Source organism: Legionella anisa, from assembly GCF_001467525.1.
GTDB classification, from domain to species: Bacteria; Pseudomonadota; Gammaproteobacteria; order Legionellales; family Legionellaceae; genus Legionella; species Legionella anisa.
The window spans coordinates 54805-74375 of sequence record NZ_LNXS01000006.1 but is presented as its reverse complement, the minus strand read 5'-3'; the positions used below and the strand labels follow the sequence as shown (position 1 = coordinate 74375).

Sequence of the window (19571 nt, the reverse complement as noted above, 5' to 3'; positions counted from 1 at the left end):
GTTCTGCGATTTTTTTAGAATGTTATTTTCTGCATTGCATGAAGATGAGTCTTCTCTCTTCACAATTTTAATAAAACGTCTGGTGCATTAAGTAGGAGGACGCTATGAAAGCACAAGCTATATCATCTTTTGGTGATTCTTCAGTTTTTGAAACAATTGAACTCCCCAAACCAAAAATTAAACCAGGCTATGTGCTCATTCGCGTTATTGCAACGAGTGTTAATCCTGTTGACTGTAAAGTTCGCTCGGGTAAGTACAGTCGTATTTCACCCCAATTCCCAGCGATTCTGCATAGTGACGTAGCAGGTATCGTTGAAGAAGTAGGTGAAGGAGTTATTGAGTTTGCAGTGGGTGATGAAGTTTATGGATGTGCAGGTGGTTTTCTCAATGAAAGTGGTGCTTTGGCTGAGTTCATGCTTGCCGATGCCAAGTTAATTGCAAAAAAACCGAAGAAACTAAGCATGGTTGAGGCTGCTGCATTACCGCTTGTGTCAATCACTGCCTGGGAAGCATTATTCGAAAAAATAAATATCCAGAAAGGACAAAAAGTATTGATCCATGCGGGTACAGGTGGAGTTGGACATATTGCAATTCAGTTAGCGAAATGGGCTGGCGCTGAAGTATATACTACTGTATCTTCTTCCGATAAAGCAGATATAGTAAAATCGCTGGGAGCCAAAGAGGCAATTAACTACCGGATTGATTCGGTTCAAGAATATGTGAATCGCTTAACCAACGGTGCGGGATTTGATGTAGTATTTGATACAATTGGTGGGGAAAATCTTGATAAATCATTGGCTGCTGTTGCCACCTATGGAAACGTACTCAGTATTCAAGCAACATCCCAGCATGATCTTTCACCTTTACATGCCAAATCAGCCAGTTTACATGCTGTTTTTATGCTATTGCCGTTATTACATAACATACAACGTGAACGTCATGGTAGAATTTTAAAAGAAATCGCAAGGATAGTAGACGATGGCCATTTAAATCCGCTCATTGACCCACATCTTTTTTACTTCGAGAACATTGATAAAGCCCATTCGTTACTTGAGTCGGGGAAAGCAGTAGGAAAAATTGTAGTTCAAGCTTATTAATTATAGGCTCATGGCCTGGGTAAAGCGCTGCGGCACCCAGGTTTCTCATATCTCCTAATTTAATTTGGGAGTTTTGGCTAAGGGTTGAAGTAACGGTTTATTGAGATCACAGTAAAGCATTGTACTTCCTATAACCGCTGCAGGCATGGTCAATATATTTAAGATGGGTATAAAGCTGACCAGATTTATAGAAAAACCCAATCCAAATGAATACATTTTATTACTAGCCACTTTCTTGCGTGCTTCTTTGAAGCGAATAAGATTATTATCCATAGCAAAATCTTGATATTGAATACTCAATATCCATGCATTAAAAAGAAACCATAAAAAAGGATAAATAGGCTGTAGAAAGGGTACAAAAAATAAAACAGCTATCACTAAAAAACGAGGTAAAAAATAGCCAAGAAACTCAATTTGGCGTTTTATACTACGAAGTACGATTTTATAAAAAGATAAAGAGGGAACGGCACTTCCAAAAAGAAGATTTTGTGTTTTCTCTGCCAATAGCCCATTGAGAGGCGCCGCGACTAAATTAAAAAATACCGTAAAAAGTGACAAAAACATTAAGAAAAAACTCAGGATAAAAATGATAAAAAAGATACTGCTGAGAAAGCTTAGCCAAGAGGGTAATTTATCAAGATAATGATAAGCATAAGGCAACAAATAGTGATACATAAGATAAAACAAACCTGCAAACATTATGAAATTAATTGCTAAAGGTAATAGTACAAAACGTTTCAATCCTCGAGTAAAAAGATGACGAATTCCACGTAACATATAGCTCATACCATGAAAAAAATCCTTCATTTTTCTCCCCAATCTTGAAATTTACGTGCGGCTCATGAAACTGAACCCGATCATATAACTTAAGAGTACATTAAAGCATCCTATTTTTTTATATAAATTTTTCTTTAAACTTTGAACAAAATAAGACATAGTAACTTGTTAATATATAATTAACTTTTTATCCGTTTAAAAAGGTTATGATAAATGCCTGAAAATAAAACTCAACCACAACAAGTTCCCAAGCTTATTGATCTGACAGCAGAAGTAATCAAGAAAACAAATCCTCATCTATTTTTTACTTTATACAAAAATAAAGTGCTTCCTTCTCAAATAGAGGATGAGTATGTTAACCCTCCTATACAAGCATTGGTTAAGAAACATGAACATATTTATTTGGCCAATGTAAAAGAACGTAAAGAGGTAGTTAACGACCGTTCCTCCCACATTCAGGGAAACTGTTGTTTTAAAAATTGCGCGAGTCTTGCGATGACAGCCTTGGGTGGTGGCGTACATCTTGCTGTCTATTATATCCTACGCACAGCTGGAGCATCTGATTCAACAACGTTGACTTTTCTTTCATGTATACCTGCCACTATAATCGTTAGTGCGTGTTTTAGCCCCTGCGCTACTTTTTTGATGGCAAAAGGGATTGCGCATTGTATCACTTCTGGCGTTCCTAAAGAGACTGTCGATTTAAATGAAGTAATAGCTAATGAAGAAGAAAAAAGACAAATGGTGTTCCCCTAAACGTTTTAAAACATTGTTCGCCCAATGCAACAACAGAAACCGAAAGAGGTTTATATATTTCCCGGGTTCCGCTGCGCTGCACCCAGGCTACATGATATTTATAATCTCTTTGTAACAACTTTGTTACAATTACGGTGTGTCTTGTTATATCCCTGTTACATTTGTTATTTAGACTAGGCATCAGATAATAATCTAAGAGGGGAATACAAGATGATTAAAAAATTATTGCTGTGTGGGGTATTAAGCACGGTTACTTTATTTTCCACTACAACAGCCTTCGCTTTTTATCATTCACATCATGATTATCCACGATTCAAATTCCATCGTCACCATCATCATTCAAGATGGAAAAATGTTTATCGATGGACACCACCACCGAGCGTCGTAGTGGAAAACCATAGTCCATACCCACGATACCATCAACACTACTGATTATAAAAAAGGTAGGATTTCAGTTATCTTAAAAAGCGGTCATTTTTGCATATACTGTCGTCCCTACTCTGGGATGACAGGCTTTTAAACGATTAAGATAAGATTTTTGCTTGTTCTTTCGATTCAGCATCCATACAATGATGCGATGAAATTTTCCTTCGATAAGGAACCAACCCAATTATTTAATTTATGCATTTAGAGCGCTTATGAAACATCTCATGCGAATAGGTATTTTTGTCTTACTGACATTCATTATTGTTTATTCTTTTCTTGCTTTTTATATTATAAAAAATGCGGAACATGATGAAAAAAAACAGGCAGATGTTATTTTAGTCCTTGGAGCAAAGGCTTATCGCAATAACTCATACAATCTTTGTCTTGTAGCTCGCATAAAACATGCGGTTGATTTATATAAAGCCAACTACGCACCTAAACTTCTTTTCACTGGCGGTACTGACATCGAAGATGGGGCAAATGAAGCACAAACCATGAAAAAAATTGCACTCTCTATGGGTGTACCTGCCAAAGACATCCTGCTTGAATCAGCATCAACTTCGACTTATGAAAATTTTCTTTTTTCCAAAAAAATAATTCAAACGAATAAATTTAAATCCATTCTGTTAGTAACTGAGCCTTTTCATGCACCCAGAGCCATTCTAGTCGCTCAAAAATTGGGAATTAAAGTGATCAGCTCACCTGCAGTAAAAAGCACCTGTTGGACAAAAAACAAATTCCTATCACGTTATTTTCTCAAAGAACCCCTTGCCATTCTCTATTATAAAATGAGAAATAGACTATAATTCACAGTGCCTTGGCACAAAATAAAAGGAGTTACAATAGTAACCCCTTTTATTCTACAGATTCTTATAAGATTCAACTACTTGTTTCGAGTACACGTCTCTGAGCCAACTTGATTGTCTGTTTGTACTACCCAATTGGATTGTAATGATCCGTCTGGTTTGATTTCAATCATTTGAATACCAATTGTATCCGGCTTTCTAGGATCCCAAAATGAGGTGGCAACTACATTAGTCATGTTGGGATGCATAACTCCCGTGCCATAAAGAACCGGATCCCCATTACTATTTTCCCATTGTAAAGTATAAGTATCCCCAGATTTTGATACGGTAAGAGGATAAGAGTTGGTATTATTTGAGCCATCAACACGTTGGCACTGATAGTCACCCAAAAAAGCAGAGGCACCCGTTTTGCTTGTCGATGTACTGGTATTGCCTGGTGCAGTATCAGTATTCGTTGGCGAAGTATCGGTCTTGCCTGGAGTACTGGCATTATCTGCATAAGCCGTTAAAGTGGGCAGAGATAACGCAGCAACTAAATAAACACTTTTAATCACAGTTTTCATAATAAAATTCCTTTTCTCATAATCATCTTATGCGAATAACTCTCTATTATTGTTGTGCTGCTTTAGTACATGTTTCAGTACCACCCTTATCTTTATTACTTTCTGCAAAAACACCATCCAAAGAACCATCAGGTTTGATTGTAAACAGTTGAATCGTTGTTACGGATGGAGATTTGGGTTGCCAAAAGATATAGCCAATCGCATTACCGACATTTTTATTCATTATGCCTTTACCAATATAATATGGAAATACACTTCCTGTAGGAATTCCTGAAATTTTATAAACATCTCCATTTTTTTTGAACACTACAGTTTCGGTTCCATCATTAGGCGTAGTAAATGGATCGTGATAGGAACATTTATAGGATCCGGAAATATCAGGGGCATCCGCAGCGTAAACACTGGGTGAAACTGCCAAAATACCTAACACTGTTGCTAGTGAAAGCTTATTCATGACACGCATAAGAACTCCTTTTCTAAATAACTTAAAAATGATTTTAAGGTACTGAAGCTAATAATAAATATATGTTACACACTATGGAAAAGCAAATTTCAAATGGAAAAATTTTTATATAAAACAGTCCTCTTAATACACGAAGTCCTTAGGGCGTGTTTTACTGAGGCCTATTCTTTTAACCCTCTGATGATATCAGGACATCGTGCAAGTTGGGCTCATATCGACACAATATAATCCTCTGGGTATTTTTCTGGACTTTCTTCAAGAAAATCAATCAATTTTTTCAAGCGTCCTTGATTTATGGCCAAAGTTTCAAAAAAACCAAACCTGGTAGGTCTGCCAAGAATGGCCGACATTCTTTTTTCGGCTGCGTGACACTTTGTCTCCCCAGAGAGTGATAAAAAAGAATGTTTGTCACCAAGAGGATCTTCTACACGATGTTTTATGTACTTTTCCAAACAAAATAAACAAGTTGCTGAATGAACAAGTTTTGCTTCCTCATTTGTCAGTACTTGTGCTTGTCTTTTGACTGCAGCAGTAAAACTCAAAGCCCCAGTAAACGATTGATCTTTTCGAGTCGCAAAATCCAACTCTAATAAATGAAGTGTGCTATTGATTAAATCATTTCCTAAATCATCCCCGGCAGCAAGCCTGACTTGCTGAATAAAAGGATAAATCCAACGACTTCGGTTCGTAGCATTTAGAAAATCTGGGCGTTTGGTAGGCATCCATGCAGATACATTCTGCAAAGCATCAATAAGAGTGATTGACCGGGTATCGATGTATTCATCATAAGTATTAAAAAACTCGATGCAATCTGCTGTGTTTTGAGTTAAATAATTAAAAATCGCTAATTCAGAACGCCGCTCTTCATCTGTAGTAAGATTCCGAAAATAAATCAGAAAAGGCATTAACGTTAATTGCTCCACAGTGCAATATTTATAAATTAAATAAAAAGCTGATCTCAGCAAAAACATGATGTCTTTTATTTTTGTAATCTCTTGTGGCATGCGTGCAGCGATTCCTGCATGCAATCTTACAAAAGGATAACCATTCTCAGTAGGATCCATATAACCAAGCATTCGCCCAGCACGAATAAGTAAAGGCATAAGCTCCGTTATTTTCAAACGATTGCCAGCCAAGTGATTAAACTGATTTTTCAGTGCTTCATACAAAACAGGATGATGAAAATCAGCAGCTAATAAACCCTCTTTAACTAAAAGTCGTTGTAAAGAAAGCCAAGGAATGACATAAGTACCCTCTTTCCATTGTTCATACGGTACATTACCTACTACCCAATACCAAAATTGATCAATAAGATTTTTAACAGGAGGCATCATTCCAGGATAAAATTCACTCTTATCCTCGAGCGGTTCAAGTATCTCAACTAATTTTGAGATGAATCCAATGATTTCTCTAGGGGTTTTTAATGGATCAATCTTGCTTTTAAGTAGCTCCTCAACGTGTTTTTTTAACTCATAGACTTTCATCCTTTTCACTCCATGTCTTACTGAGTAGTTCTTGTTAAGAAAATAATCGCAAAAAAATTATGCACTGAAACAACCGAAACATGACCAATTTGAGTCAACAATCAATGCAAATTATTGACATTTTTTCTAAATATATAACAAATTAATTATTTTAAATCTAGCGTAACAGACGCCTGTCACATTATTCTTGCTAATGCTTCATGGAAGTGTATTTCCTCAATTATTATGGCAATATAACTGGCTTTTACCCTGACCTAGAATTTTATTGTCCAAAACAAGGATACTTACTCATATGTTTGATTTTACTGGAAGTTATACTGATCAATATCAACTGAGCATGGCGCAGGTTTATTTTCTGAAAGGACACAAAAATAATACCGCTGTGTTCGATTATTTTTTCAGAAAACTTCCATTCGGTTCGGGATATGCCATTTTTTCTGGCTTAACAGACTTATTAGAAATATTAGAAAACTATCATTTCAACGAACGTGATATTCATTTTTTACAAAGTAAAGGAATGCATCCCGACTTTCTCGATTATCTGAAAAACTTTCGCTTTAATGGAACTGTTTATGCTCCATCTGAAGGGGATTTAGTTTTTCCCACTTGCCCCGTGGTCACTGTTGAAGCCAATATGATAGAAGCACAGCTTATCGAAACAATTCTTCTAAACTTACTCAATTTTCAAACACTGATTGCCACAAAAGCAAGTCGTATTCGATACGTTGCAGGCGATTGCAAATTAGTTGATTTCGGTTTGCGAAGAGCTCAAGGCCCTGGAGGCTATTATGCCAGTCGAGCCGCAATTGTTGGGGGATTTGATGCAACAAGCAATGTATGTGCAGGACGGGATTACGATATCCCAATCTCCGGAACTATGGCACATTCATTTATCCAAAGTTACGATAGTGAATTAGCAGCATTTCGTGATTTTGCTGAAATCTGGCCTGATAATTGTACTCTTCTGGTTGATACGTACAGTACTCTGGAAAGTGGTGTACCCAATGCTATTCGTATAGGTAAAGAAATGGAACAACGCGGCCATCGGTTGCAAGCCATTCGATTAGACAGTGGTGACTTGGAAGATTTGGCAAAAAAAACACGTCGCATGTTGGATGAAGCAGGGTTACAGTATGTAAAAATTGTAGCTTCCAATCAATTGGATGAAACAAGAATAAAAGCCCTTCGTGACCAGAAAGCACCGATTGATATTTTTGGGGTGGGTACAAATTTAGTTGTTGGGGCTCCGGATGGTGCTTTAGACGGCGTATATAAGCTGGCTTTTGCTAATGAAAAGCCTCGGCTTAAACTTTCTGAATCGAAAACCAAAATCACCTTGCCTTATAAAAAGCAGGTTTTCAGATTATTACGTAAGAATACTTTTTTAGGTTTTGATGTTGTTGGGCTAATGAATGAGACGAATTTAGATGAAGTTTATGCTCCTTTTGAAACCGAAAAATTATTGTCCCTTGATCATGATCAGCACGAACCTTTATTGCAAAAAGTCATGGAAAATGGCAAACGATTAATGCCAACGAAAACGCTCGAGCAAATTGTGGAATACAGTAGAAAGAGACTGAGCCAACTACCTGAAGAATACAAACGATTTGAAAAACCAAGCTCCTATCAGGTAGGATTAAGCAAAGAGCTTAAAATAAAACGGAATGAGCTAATTAACAAATATAAAAAATAAATCCGAACATACCCATGAAAACCTTAATTATTCTGGATGTACAAAATGATTTTATGCCCGGTGGTTCCCTAGCGGTTCCGCAAGGGGATTCTATTGTTCCGGTAATTAATCAGCTACTTCCAAAGTTCGATTTGATTGTTGCTACCCAGGATTGGCATCCGCAACATCATAAAAGTTTTGCTTCCAATAATCCTGGAAAAAAACCTTTTGAAAAAGTTATGTTGCATGGAATAGAGCAAATACTATGGCCTGATCATTGCGTCCAGGGAACCTTCGGTGCGGAATTTTATCCCACACTTGACACAAGACCTGTGGCCGCTATTTTTCGAAAAGCCATGGATCCTGAAATCGACAGTTACAGCGGTTTTTATGATAATGGCCATAAAAGAGACATCGGCTTAGGTGGTTATCTTCATGCAAAAGGTATTAATGAACTCTATTTTTGTGGTTTATGTGCCGATATTTGTGTTTACTTCACGATAAAAGATGCGCTTCAGGAAGGTTTCACATGTCATTTAATTGAAGATGCTACCAGACCCCTAAATGAAAACGATTTTAAAAAAATTAAACCTGAACTTTTACATAAGGGCGTCAACTTCTTACAGAGCCACGAAATTTAATCATGAAATATGCAATGTAGCCTGGGTGCAGCGAAGCGAAACCCGGGTTGAGAAGTTTTATTTAAATGTAGAAATCCCGGGTTCCGCTTCGCTGCACCCAGGCTACATTACTTTTCAGCGAGGTATAGAATATTCAGTTGGAAGCAACCAGGCTAGACCTGTGAAGCAACTTGTCCCCCAATTAATCGTATCTCCGATTTTATCGCTGCAGAGACCCTCTCGCCTGGTAATACAATTCCTATTAAATTCAAAGGATCTACAGATGAAATGGTTTGCGGCACCTCGTCAAGCTCTTCATTTCGCATAGCTCGTAAGGAATCCACAGCATAAGGTAATGCAAATTGTTCACCTAAAAATCCATCAACAAAACGACCACCACGTACTTCACCACGTAATTCAAGACGTCGCAAGAAAATCAATAAATCTCGCCAACGCGGAATATTTTTTTCACGTGCGAGTAAATCACGAAATACCACACCGTAGCGTTTCAGCAGCATCCAACATGCAGCTTCCACCCTTTTTTCATGATCCGCTTGCGCATGTACATGCAATAAAGACCAACGGCCTGTACTGAGTGGAAACAGTGGCCTGCGTCGATGTCGGCTGTGATATTTACGTTTTGTACTCATCAGGGTACGTACATTATCAAAACTATCTGCTGTGACCATACCTGCTGCAACCAATTCCCATAAACCATTTTCCACTTCAACTTTTAGATTTCCCGTACCGCGAACGATGTCTGCATAAAATGAAGCCCCATATTTTTGTAAAAATTGATAAATATTACGTGCAGGATGGCTTAAACTATTCACCTCTTCAATATTATCCACTAGTGCATGCGGTGGAATCCAATCGGATTCCTCTCGGACAAAAAAAGTAATCGGTGCATTTCGGGTTGGTGATAGACGTCTTGATTTTTTTGCTTCATCCTCGTTTACAATTACAGAAGGATGAGGTGATACGCGTCCCCAACCTACAAGACCGCTCATACACAGTTTATCAAGCATCAACAAATCATAATCGTGTACGCGCGCAGGAAAAATATCAGACTCCCACGCATTGGCAGCGAGTTCAAAACCTTGCAGTTGCTTGATTACCTCCAACAGCCCGCTCTCGCCATGCATCTGATTTCCTTTTGTGACATGCTGCCACTTGAGTAGCCAAGCCATAAATTGTGCCCGAGTCACGGGTTTAATTTGTTTGCGCAAAGATTCTGTGGTGTAACGATGGATACGCGCCAACAAACGACGTTCACACCACTCGATTTCATCAACATACTCTGCCCGAAAATTTCCGCGCAATAGATAACCACTGGCTTCCAATTTTAATAAAGCATGCTCCACATCCAGTGAAGAAAGTTGCAAACAGCCAGTAAGTACCTTTTGGGTAATTGGTCCCGTATGCAAAAGCCAGCCACGCAGAGCCTTCAGAATGCCCTCATCTTGTGAGTTTGGCTCTTCTTCAATATCAACCATCTCGTTCGCAAATGTTGCTTGCGGAAAAATACAATGAAAAGTCTTCTTTTTTTCAGCAGATACATAATAATTCGTGCCAGCAACCGTAGCTAATGCCGCTCTTCCTTCGCGCTGTAATTCAATAAAATAGTGTTTCCATATGGGTAAAGTAGATTGGTACTCTGACACATGAATTGTTTCTGGAAAAACAATCACGGTGTGTAAGACATCATGTAACTCATCTGCAGAGCGTATATCTGGCCAGGCTTGTTCTTGTACTTCCGTTATTGCTTTGGGATCCAGTTTACCCACCTCCTCCAACAGAGCCTCTGGGAGTACTCGACGCATTTCAACCGCTCGTGATCGTCGCTCCTCTAAAGGAGCATCATCCAAAAATGCATAAGGGTTGGCATTTAAAATTTCATGAGAGAATACGGAAGGCACTGGAGTATCTACTGCAAGACACGTAATGTGCTTGGATTCAATCGCATGAATCACCTCAGCGAATCCATCGATATCTAAAGCTTCGGTGAGAATATCTTTCATGGTCTCTTCGATGAGTGGGTGCTCGGGCAACAGGACATCACGGCCGCCCAAATTATCCTGGCACGCTGCAGCATCTGGGAAAACAGCTGCCAATAAATCATCTGCAAGCATGCGTTGAATGTTTGGAGGAATTTTTTTACCGCCGCGAAAACGCAATAATGATAAGGAGCGTGCGGCCACTGCGCGAAATCGCACACCTAAAAAAGGGGATTGCAACACTGCTTGGATCACAACTTCTTTTAACGTGTTTGTATGCAAAAAATGAAACACATCAGACAAAGGAAAACTGTGTTGCTCTGCCAAAGCGATATTTAACCCATTGTCGGTCGCAGCAGCTTGTAATTCAAAATTAAATGATCGACAAAATTTCTTGCGTAAAGCCAATCCCCAAGCCTTATTAATACGAGCACCAAAAGGTGCATGGATTATTAACTGCATCCCACCACTTTCATCAAAGAAACGTTCGGCAATGACTGTTTTTTGTGTAGGAACCGCCCCCAGAATTTGTCGCCCTAAACGGACATACTCCAGTAACTGCTCTGCAGCAGAATGATCCAGGCCACAATGACTCATCAACCATTGAATGGCGGCCTTAATTTCGGGGTATTGTTTTATATCAACAATTTGTGGACTTTTTTCTGGCAATAATGCATCTATTTTTTCGCGCAGCTGCGAAACCTGTAATGATAACTCAATGCTTCGCGCAGGTGCTTCCCCTAACCAAAAAGGTACGCTAGGTGGGGCACCATGTGCGTCTTCCACCAGTACGCGTCCGTTTTCAATGCGAAGTATTTTCCAGGAATTTGTCCCTAATAAAAAAATGTCGCCACGATTACTTTCTACTGCAAAATCCTCATCCAAAGTACCTACCATCGCATTGTCAGGCAATGCAATCACCGTAAACAATCCATTGTCTGGGATGGCTCCTCCACTCGTAATTGCTGCAAGACGGCTGCCGCGTCGTGCTTTTATGACATGATTTACCTGATCTCTATGAATATACGACCCATAACGTCCTCGCGAACCGGCAATTCCTTCTGATAACATCGTAAGAATTTCATTAAACTTTTCCCTTGTTAAATGCTGATATGGATAAGCATTTTTAAAATGGTGAAAGAGTGCGTTCTCTTCCCAATCCTGAGTAGCACATGCAGCTACAATTTGTTGTGCCAAAATATCCAAGGGCTCTTGTGGAATAATTAACTGATCCAAATCCCCTTCACGTATTGCATAAACCAATGCGGCGCACTCTAACAACTCATCACGCGTCGTCGCAAAAATACGCCCTTTAGAAATTGCGGCATGCCAGTGTCCTGCTCGACCGATGCGTTGCAATGCCGTAGCAATGGCACGTGGTGATCCGATTTGGCATACCAAATCGATACTTCCTATATCAATTCCTAACTCTAAAGAGGCGGTGGCAACTAATATTTGCAGCTCCCCTTTTTTTAATTTTGTTTCTGCTTCAAGCCTCAATTTTCGCGATAAACTTCCATGATGCGCTAAAACCTTGTCTTCACCTAAACGCTGTTCCAAATGATGGGCAACCCGTTCCGCTAATTTTCGTGTATTAACAAATACCAAGGTAGAGCGATTTTCTCGTGCAAAAGCAGCAATTTTTTCATAAATTTCATCCCACATTTCATTGGAAGCAACAGCAGCTAACTCACTGTCTGGCACTACAACCTGCAAATCAAGTTGGCGTGCATGTCCTATATTGACTAATTTTACTTTGGTTTTTTTAGCACCTGTTAAGAAATGCGCCACTTTTTCCAAAGGTTTTTGGGTCGCAGATAATCCAATGCGAATAAAGGGTTTTAAAGTGAGTGCTTCCAAACGCTCAAGAGATAAAGCTAAGTGCGTCCCTCGTTTGTTGTTTGCTAAAGCATGAATTTCATCAACGATCACCGTATGGATGCTTGCCAAATTGATGCGGCTTTTTTCTGCAGTTAATAAAATATAAAAGGATTCAGGTGTGGTGATTAAAATATGCGGCGGCTGTTTCAGCATTTTTTGGCGCTCGCCAGTGGGTGTATCTCCTGTTCTCACTGCCACCCGAATTTCTGGCAAATGCATCCCGCGTTCCCTGGCTAATTCAGTAATTTCCTCCAGCGGTATAAGTAAATTTTTTTGCACATCATTACTGAGCGCTTTAAGCGGTGAAACATATAAAACCTCAGTCATATCGAGTAAATTTCCGGACACAGCTTTGCGAACCAACCCATCCAAGCACGCTAAAAATGCAGCCAGGGTTTTCCCTGAACCCGTCGGTGAGGAAATAAGCGTATCATTACCCGCTAAAATAAATGGCCATCCCTGCTCCTGAGGTTCCGTAGGTTTACCAACTTTCTGGATAAACCAATCCTGCACGAGCGGATGAGCCCAAACCAAGCTTTGATAATTTGGTGAATTCATAAGATTAATGATAAATGAGCAAATTCAATACATAGTATAGGCGATATTACTCGGCTAAAGACCGCATCACATCGTTCTTTTTATCGATTTCTCTTTATGATTCAGCATCTATAAGAATTTGCTCGATTTCCCTATTTTTAAATACAACGTGTTGATGCAAACCTATTGCGATTACTCCTGGCGCTAACTCTTTCATTGTCTTCATTGCTTCCTGCTTTTGCTTTTCTGTACTGTCTTGTTTTTCAAAAATCGCAACATTTGCTAAAAAAGCAGCAATTGTACCTTTTCTTACTATTTTGCCATTGATGGATGTGCTATCAACTCCATCAGGCAATACATCTTCAGGACGAATCGAATTATGATGCGGCATATTTTTCTCCTTTTATTCTAGGGTCTGTAAACAGACCCTATCAAATAACCAACTGTTTTATCTCCTCAAACTAATACCATTAGCTAGTTCGGGCTCATCAAGTTGGGGCTGTTCCGCTGTCATCTTTTGCCTTAACTCCTGTATTAGTTTGGTTTGCTTGACAGCCCATAATGAAGATGATGTATAAATTTTAGTGTACTCAGAAATGAGTTCCTGAACCTTATCTTTTGTTTGTTGTACTAAAGTAGGATCATTTTCCGCTTCATTTGCTTGCTTCGCCAACTTTATTCCTGCATCTAATGTTTCCGCAGCTCTTTTAAAATTGATGCCTTTATGCAAATATTTCTCTAACATCAACATCGCTCCGTTTCTTCTGCTGATTAAATAAATAGCAGCGTACTTTAGCATTATTTGATCATTAATTAAAACCACTTATCGTTCCCAGGGTCTGTTTACATTTCGCTAGCTTGAACCAAAATGGTCTGATTTTCGAGTACCGAAGCGCAGCATACATAAGGTATGTGAGCATAGCAGTGCAGAAAATCAGGACAGTTTGGCCAAGATAGTAGGAATGTAAACAGACCCTACTCGCAACAGGAAAAAATAAGTTGCAGTCTAAGCTAGATTTTCACAAAATCCTAGTATCGCCCTAATACAGGGCCAGATGCTACATCGCACAAGGTAAAAAATGATTATTATAGTTTGTGGTACTTCATCTTCAGGGAAATCAACTCTTTGCCAAGAATTGCAAAATCGACTTGATAACGGCTGGCTTCATTTTAGTACGGATGGGTATTTGGGTATGCTGGGTGAAAAATTTGGAGGATTGCATCCTGATAACCCTCAAGTATGTGTCCCTAATGATATTTGCTATGCACAACCATATCCCGATGGCACCTATGAAATCATACCCGGAGCATTATGTTCAAAACTCTACTTAACCATACCAAGTGTCCTGAAACTCATCGCTGAACAAGGGTTCAATATTATTGTTGACTCCTTTATTACAACCCTGGATGAACTTAAAAGTTACAAGGAAACATTGGAAAAATATGGGATTTTATTTGTTTATCTTTATGCTTCTGAATCTGTAATTAGTCAAAGAGAAGAAGCTCGAGGTGATCGATTAAAGGGATCCGCACTTCATTGGTTAAAACGATTTGATTTTCAGGATCAGTGCGAATTGTGTATTAATACCGAAGAAATGAGTATCCAGAAAATTTGCGATGAAATTCTTCGATTCACAAAAGATAAATTAAAGATATAATCGCCGCTTAGTTCAAGGATATACCTATGACTGCTTATGCATAACTATGAAGAAAGAACGATTCATGTCCCAGGCTTTACGCTTGCCTTAAAAATTTGGCATCCCGAAAAACCCAATCCCATTTTGTGTTTGCATGGTAAGTTGGATAACGCGGCAAGCTTTGATTTATTAGCTCCTTTAATACCTCATCGGCAACTTGTAGCTGTTGACTATCCAGGTACGGGATTTTCTAGCCATTACCCTCCAGGTGTTATGCCCCATTGGAAAAATGATGCGCTATTGATGTTGCATCTAATCAAAGCATTGGAATGGGAGTACTTTGACATTATCGCACATTCTTTGGGCTCATTATTGGCAACAACCATTGCAATCGCCCAACCTGAACGTGTCGGAAAATTAATTTTTCTTGATATTTTGGGACCAACAGTCAATTTGATAGAACAGGCCACAATAAACCTCCCCCGAGATGTGGCTACCTATTTATCCTATAATCAAGACCAACGCACTCTATTTGATGATCGCATCGCGGCAATCCATGATCGTATGAAAATCGGACCGATTAGTTATCAAGCTGCTGAATCTTTAGTTTCTCGAGGTACCGTAAAAAGGAAGGATGGATGGCAGTGGACTTTTGATAAACGATTACGCTGTGTTGGTTTTACGCTTCCTTATGAAGACGAGATAAGAGCGATGTTTCGTACTCTAGATCCCCCTATTTGCCTTATTCGCGCCAAGCAAGGAGTGCCTTATCCTGAAAACTTCTTTCATGAAAGAATGCAATCAATAAAAAATGTAACGCTTCATGAGGTCCAAGGTGGTCATCACGTACATATGGATAGCCCTGAACTTATAGCAGACATCTCCATTCATTTTTTAAATAATTAGATATTTAACCATTAATGATTTTATTTTGACTTTCTCTGTTATTTTATAATCTAACTGAGTAATATAAGCTAATTTTCTGCCAGTTGTAGAAAATAATAACGAAACGGGATATTAAGAGGGACATAAAATGGGTTTTAAATTTTTTGAAAATTTGGCATTAGATCTCGACTCAGGAGGCAAACCCCGGCTCTATAATATGGTTGGGAAATTAAGAATTGAAGCAGAGCATGAAAAAGAGAACAAAAAAAATTCATTAGAAATCCGTAGTGAATTGGGACAACTTCATACAAAATTAGCTCTTGCAATAGATGCCTACGATAAGAAAACCGAATCAGCTACCCTCAAACAAAGAACAGCAGCTTTTCAAAACTTTGCAGAGGAATGTCATAAAGCCATTTTTGCTCATCAAACTAATTTGATGGCTGCGCCAGGTATTGGAAATAAGTTTAAAGCAATGATTAATAACTTCTTGGAACAATATTTTGGGGTTGCCCCACAATTCGATGTGAGAATAAGTGAATTTGGCCAAAACGTACAATTTAGCGCAAAGTTTAATGATGTAAAACGTGAGCTAACACCAGACGATGATATGTGCTGTGGTCTCTGTCTTTGAATGCAACTTTAGAACTCCTTGAGTTAAAAGCTAAAGGGGTTCATCCCTCAAGAAATAATGATTTTGACTACTGCATCCCAACGTTAATTCTAAAATAAGGAATTTCGTGTCACTTAAATTCAGCATGACTCAATACCAAGTTTTAATATTTTCCGAGTTCGCTATGCATCACCACCTGGATGTGAATATGCTTTCGAATTTATTTTCAAGAATGAATTATTTTTATAATTCTTATCCTAGTTGATCAGTGCTAATATTAGTGAATAAATAACTAAATCCAAAAGGAATTGCCTCATGCGCCAAGATGCATCCAAAATAATCAACGTCATTCAACTGAACCAACTCGTTAGGAGTTAATCGATGAGCCGGACTCTTCTCTTTACAGCGGGGTTAATTATTATTTGGATCGTTGGTTACTTCCTGATTGTAGGGAGCCATGTGCTGATTCCTTTTGTGATTGCGGTTTTTATTTGGCATCTTCTTAATACAATAAGTAACATCATTCAACGCATTCCCACTGTAGGCCCCCTCCTCCCCAATTGGCTGGGTATGATTTTCGCTTTTGCAATAGTTGCTGTGTGTATTGTTATTTTTACTAGTATCATTACGAATAATGTCGATAATGTCATTGAAGCATCCAGTCGCTATCAAGAAAATTTATTAAAAATTTTCAACAATATTGATCAAAAATTTAATATAAAAGTACTGGCAAGTATGAATACTATGATCAAAAGCCTGAACCTCCAAACGATTTTTGTTAACGTTTATGGGGTGTTTACGACACTTATGGGTTCTATGGTACTCATTTTATTGTATGTTGTCTTTTTATTTGTCGAACAACATTTTTTTCTAAAAAAACTTGATGCTCTATTCCCTACTTTGGAAGGCCGTATGCTGATGAATAACATCATTAGCCATATTGTGAATAACACACAGACTTATCTCGGCCTAAAATCCATTTTAAGTATCATTACTGCACTTGCTAGTTGGGTCGTCATGAAGTGGGTAGGATTAGATTTTGCCGAGTTTTGGGCGCTTCTTATCTTTTTTCTCAATTTTATTCCCAATATCGGAGCAATTATTGCCATTGCTTTTCCAACCGCTTTAGCAGCAATACAATTTACCAGTTGGATTCCTTTTACTGAAATTATTCTGGGTCTGGGAGCAATTCAATTTATCGTAGGGAATTTGATTGAACCGCGCTACTTAAGTAATTCATTGAACTTAAGTCCATTAGTTATCTTAATCGCATTAGCCGTTTGGGGAGCGATATGGGGAATATTAGGAATGTTCCTCTCAGTGCCAATCACAGTCATGATGATGATTATTTTTGCTCATTTTGAAAAAACCAGGCCTATAGCAATTCTTTTATCGCAGGACGGAGATGTCTTCAAAACTTATGAGTTGTTACCCGTGGAAAATCTACCTGAGCAAGATTGGGTTCAATATTAGGATCTGTAAACAGACCCTAGAGACTATATTTTTAAATATTTTTCATTCTAAGGACTTAAAAAATGGATTTTATTAAGAAAACTATTGATTTAGCTAAAGAGAATGTAGAACAAGGTGGAAGGCCTTTTGCCTGCCTCATAGTAGAAAATGGTAAAATCATTGCTGAAGGAACCAATCTGGTAGCCCAAACCAACGACCCTACCGCGCATGCAGAGATTGTGGCAATAAGAAAAGCGACTGCGAAACTTCATACAGAACATCTTCTTAATTGTGAGTTCTACATTTTAGCTCATCCATGCCCCATGTGTTTGGCCGCGATGTATTATTGCAGTCCGCTAAAGGTAACTTTTATTACGTTAAGAGATGATTATAAAAAATATTATATTGACGATCGTAAATATTTCACATTGGATAATTTTTATGATGAATTTGCGAAACCCTGGCAGGAAAGAAATTTACCAATGACCTATCACACCCACCCTGAAGCAATCGAAATATACAAGCTTTGGCAAGACCTCAATCAAAAGAATAAAAATTAGAGTCGAACGATTTGTAGCATACTGTAGCCTGGGTGCAGCGAAGCGTAACCCAAGCTACAAGATACGAGACTGTAAACAACCCATCAAAAACCTATCTGAAAATAGCATCGAAATGATTAATAAAAAATTGAATCAATATTAAAAATATAATTATGAACAAAGGAACAAGCAAAGATAGATTCCCTCTATTTATTGGCTTTGCTCCCGTGTTTATATTGACATTCATGCTGTCCACATTGGTTGAATCATAAAAAGTATCTTTATCCACAACAATGGCTTGTGGAGGTAATTGTTCGGATTCGGTTTTGATGCGATTGTTTTTTTTTACAGCAGTACCTATAGCCAAGAATTCGATTAAACCATTACCTAATTGATACACATAGGTTTTAACCCCTACGACATCATCTGCACCTATGGACTGTGCTTCTTCATTGATAATTGCTAATGCATTCTCACGAGCATGATAAATCATACGTGTCAGTTCATTAATTTCACCACGAACAAATGCTTTAATTGCTGAAGTAATCCCGCCCACTAATCCTAAAGAATAAACGGATGTGCCTAATAATAATTTCACAGGAGCATATCCTAAGCGAGCCATATTCCACATTTCAATATTGGTCATATCACTGGTAACTACATCATGATTCGCATCGGTTATTAATTGAGGATTTTGAGAAGCAGTTCCTATCATGAGCATTTCATTAACACCGCCAAAAGGCAAAACAGTTGTCTTAATTCCTAATACTGCATTTGCTTTGTATTGTCGTGCATGAGCAACGATACGATTTAATGCCAAGTGTCTTGTTTTATTAAAAATATCAGAGTATTCCTTGATCTCACCACGCCCTAAAGTTTTTAAACTACCGATTAACCCTCGGCCTAACCCCATAGAATATGCGACATTACCAAAAGAAAAACAAATCGGTTTATAACCTGCATCAAGCTGAGCATATAATTCCTGACCATCTGCTGAAGTTGAAAACTTTTCCTTATCCGCACCACTTTCAGCATAAATCACTGAGCCTATCGATAAAAACTCAACATTTGCCCCATGGAGAATCAGTTGACTGGTAACCCCCGTTATTCCTGTTGCATTTTTGCTCACCGCCTCCTCTAATAAGCGTTTATATGCCGTTTCTCTGCCTTGCTCTATGAGTGAAGTAATCTGCGTTAATTCGCCACCTAACATTGCTTTAAAGCCTGAACCGACACTCCCTATAATTCCCAAGGAATGGACACTATTTCCTACAACAATAGACCCAGGAGAATAATTTTTAAGTTGCAAACAAAATAGTTCATTTCCAGATAATCCTGTGGTCATGGTCATAATTTTATTCCTTAA

The 19571-nt window shown here is 38.4% G+C and carries 19 protein-coding genes; 11 read left to right on the top strand and 8 right to left on the bottom strand.

Annotated features, from left to right (window positions below; genetic code table 11):
• Positions 1 to 104 precede the first annotated feature (104 nt).
• The gene (locus Lani_RS03025; RefSeq protein WP_019233804.1) at positions 105 to 1097 is read left to right on the top strand and encodes a zinc-dependent alcohol dehydrogenase family protein; all 993 of its coding nucleotides are present in this window, start codon (positions 105 to 107) and stop codon (positions 1095 to 1097) included.
• 54 nt (positions 1098 to 1151) lie between these two features.
• On the opposite strand, the gene cysZ is transcribed toward Lani_RS03025, so the two are convergent.
• Complete coding sequence (cysZ, locus tag Lani_RS03020; RefSeq protein WP_019233805.1) at positions 1152 to 1904, bottom strand: sulfate transporter CysZ; 753 nt, start codon at positions 1902 to 1904, stop codon at positions 1152 to 1154.
• Positions 1905 to 2087: 183 nt separating this feature from the next.
• On the opposite strand from cysZ, the gene Lani_RS03015 reads away from it, so the two are divergent.
• The 3 genes from Lani_RS03015 (at position 2088) to Lani_RS03010 (ending at position 3862) form a co-directional block, all read left to right on the top strand.
• Positions 2088 to 2630, top strand: coding sequence for a hypothetical protein (locus Lani_RS03015; protein WP_019233806.1), 543 nt, complete (start codon positions 2088 to 2090; stop codon positions 2628 to 2630).
• Positions 2631 to 2840: 210 nt separating this feature from the next.
• The gene (locus Lani_RS19635) at positions 2841 to 3062 is read left to right on the top strand and encodes a hypothetical protein (RefSeq protein ID WP_081595167.1); all 222 of its coding nucleotides are present in this window, start codon (positions 2841 to 2843) and stop codon (positions 3060 to 3062) included.
• 206 nt (positions 3063 to 3268) lie between these two features.
• Positions 3269 to 3862 carry a YdcF family protein gene (locus Lani_RS03010; RefSeq protein WP_058388393.1) on the top strand — a complete coding sequence of 198 codons (594 nt, stop codon included), beginning with the start codon at positions 3269 to 3271 and terminating at the stop codon, positions 3860 to 3862.
• A gap of 77 nt (positions 3863 to 3939) precedes the next feature.
• Here the strand turns inward: Lani_RS03010 and Lani_RS03005 are convergent, their stop codons facing one another.
• From Lani_RS03005 to Lani_RS02995, 3 genes are all read right to left on the bottom strand, one after another.
• Positions 3940 to 4425, bottom strand: coding sequence for a hypothetical protein (locus Lani_RS03005; RefSeq protein ID WP_019233809.1), 486 nt, complete (start codon positions 4423 to 4425; stop codon positions 3940 to 3942).
• Positions 4426 to 4471: 46 nt separating this feature from the next.
• Positions 4472 to 4888: a hypothetical protein gene (locus tag Lani_RS03000; protein ID WP_019233810.1), complete on the bottom strand. Its 417-nt coding sequence runs from the start codon at positions 4886 to 4888 to the stop codon at positions 4472 to 4474.
• A 209-nt stretch (positions 4889 to 5097) separates the two neighbouring features.
• Positions 5098 to 6372: a hypothetical protein gene (locus tag Lani_RS02995; protein WP_019233811.1), complete on the bottom strand. Its 1275-nt coding sequence runs from the start codon at positions 6370 to 6372 to the stop codon at positions 5098 to 5100.
• Between the two features lie 292 nt (positions 6373 to 6664).
• Between Lani_RS02995 and Lani_RS02990 the strand changes: the two genes are divergently transcribed.
• Complete coding sequence (locus Lani_RS02990) at positions 6665 to 8065, top strand: nicotinate phosphoribosyltransferase (RefSeq protein WP_019233812.1); 1401 nt, start codon at positions 6665 to 6667, stop codon at positions 8063 to 8065.
• A gap of 14 nt (positions 8066 to 8079) precedes the next feature.
• Positions 8080 to 8685, top strand: coding sequence for a bifunctional nicotinamidase/pyrazinamidase (gene pncA, locus Lani_RS02985; RefSeq protein ID WP_019233813.1), 606 nt, complete (start codon positions 8080 to 8082; stop codon positions 8683 to 8685).
• Between the two features lie 152 nt (positions 8686 to 8837).
• On the opposite strand, the gene Lani_RS02980 is transcribed toward pncA, so the two are convergent.
• The 3 genes from Lani_RS02980 to Lani_RS02970 all read right to left on the bottom strand — a co-directional run bounded on the left by Lani_RS02980 (position 8838) and on the right by Lani_RS02970 (position 13878).
• Positions 8838 to 13100, bottom strand: a complete 4263-nt coding sequence (locus Lani_RS02980) for a DEAD/DEAH box helicase (RefSeq protein WP_019233814.1) — start codon at positions 13098 to 13100, stop codon at positions 8838 to 8840.
• A 94-nt stretch (positions 13101 to 13194) separates the two neighbouring features.
• The gene (locus tag Lani_RS02975; protein ID WP_019233815.1) at positions 13195 to 13470 is read right to left on the bottom strand and encodes a hypothetical protein; all 276 of its coding nucleotides are present in this window, start codon (positions 13468 to 13470) and stop codon (positions 13195 to 13197) included.
• 57 nt (positions 13471 to 13527) lie between these two features.
• A complete protein-coding gene (locus Lani_RS02970) occupies positions 13528 to 13878 on the bottom strand; it encodes a hypothetical protein (protein ID WP_019233816.1) in 351 nt (116 codons plus the stop codon).
• 280 nt (positions 13879 to 14158) lie between these two features.
• Between Lani_RS02970 and Lani_RS02965 the strand changes: the two genes are divergently transcribed.
• The 5 genes from Lani_RS02965 to Lani_RS02945 all read left to right on the top strand — a co-directional run bounded on the left by Lani_RS02965 (position 14159) and on the right by Lani_RS02945 (position 18226).
• The gene (locus tag Lani_RS02965; protein ID WP_019233817.1) at positions 14159 to 14737 is read left to right on the top strand and encodes a phosphotransferase-like protein; all 579 of its coding nucleotides are present in this window, start codon (positions 14159 to 14161) and stop codon (positions 14735 to 14737) included.
• Positions 14738 to 14773: 36 nt separating this feature from the next.
• Positions 14774 to 15622 (top strand): alpha/beta fold hydrolase, encoded by an 849-nt coding sequence (locus tag Lani_RS02960; protein WP_019233818.1) that lies wholly within the window; start codon positions 14774 to 14776, stop codon positions 15620 to 15622.
• Between the two features lie 127 nt (positions 15623 to 15749).
• Positions 15750 to 16235, top strand: a complete 486-nt coding sequence (locus Lani_RS02955) for a hypothetical protein (RefSeq protein ID WP_019233819.1) — start codon at positions 15750 to 15752, stop codon at positions 16233 to 16235.
• A gap of 360 nt (positions 16236 to 16595) precedes the next feature.
• Positions 16596 to 17687: an AI-2E family transporter gene (locus tag Lani_RS02950; RefSeq protein WP_019233820.1), complete on the top strand. Its 1092-nt coding sequence runs from the start codon at positions 16596 to 16598 to the stop codon at positions 17685 to 17687.
• 62 nt (positions 17688 to 17749) lie between these two features.
• Positions 17750 to 18226, top strand: a complete 477-nt coding sequence (locus tag Lani_RS02945; protein ID WP_019233821.1) for a nucleoside deaminase — start codon at positions 17750 to 17752, stop codon at positions 18224 to 18226.
• Between the two features lie 91 nt (positions 18227 to 18317).
• Here the strand turns inward: Lani_RS02945 and Lani_RS02940 are convergent, their stop codons facing one another.
• Positions 18318 to 19556, bottom strand: coding sequence for a heavy metal-binding domain-containing protein (locus Lani_RS02940; protein ID WP_058388392.1), 1239 nt, complete (start codon positions 19554 to 19556; stop codon positions 18318 to 18320).
• Positions 19557 to 19571 lie beyond the last annotated feature (15 nt).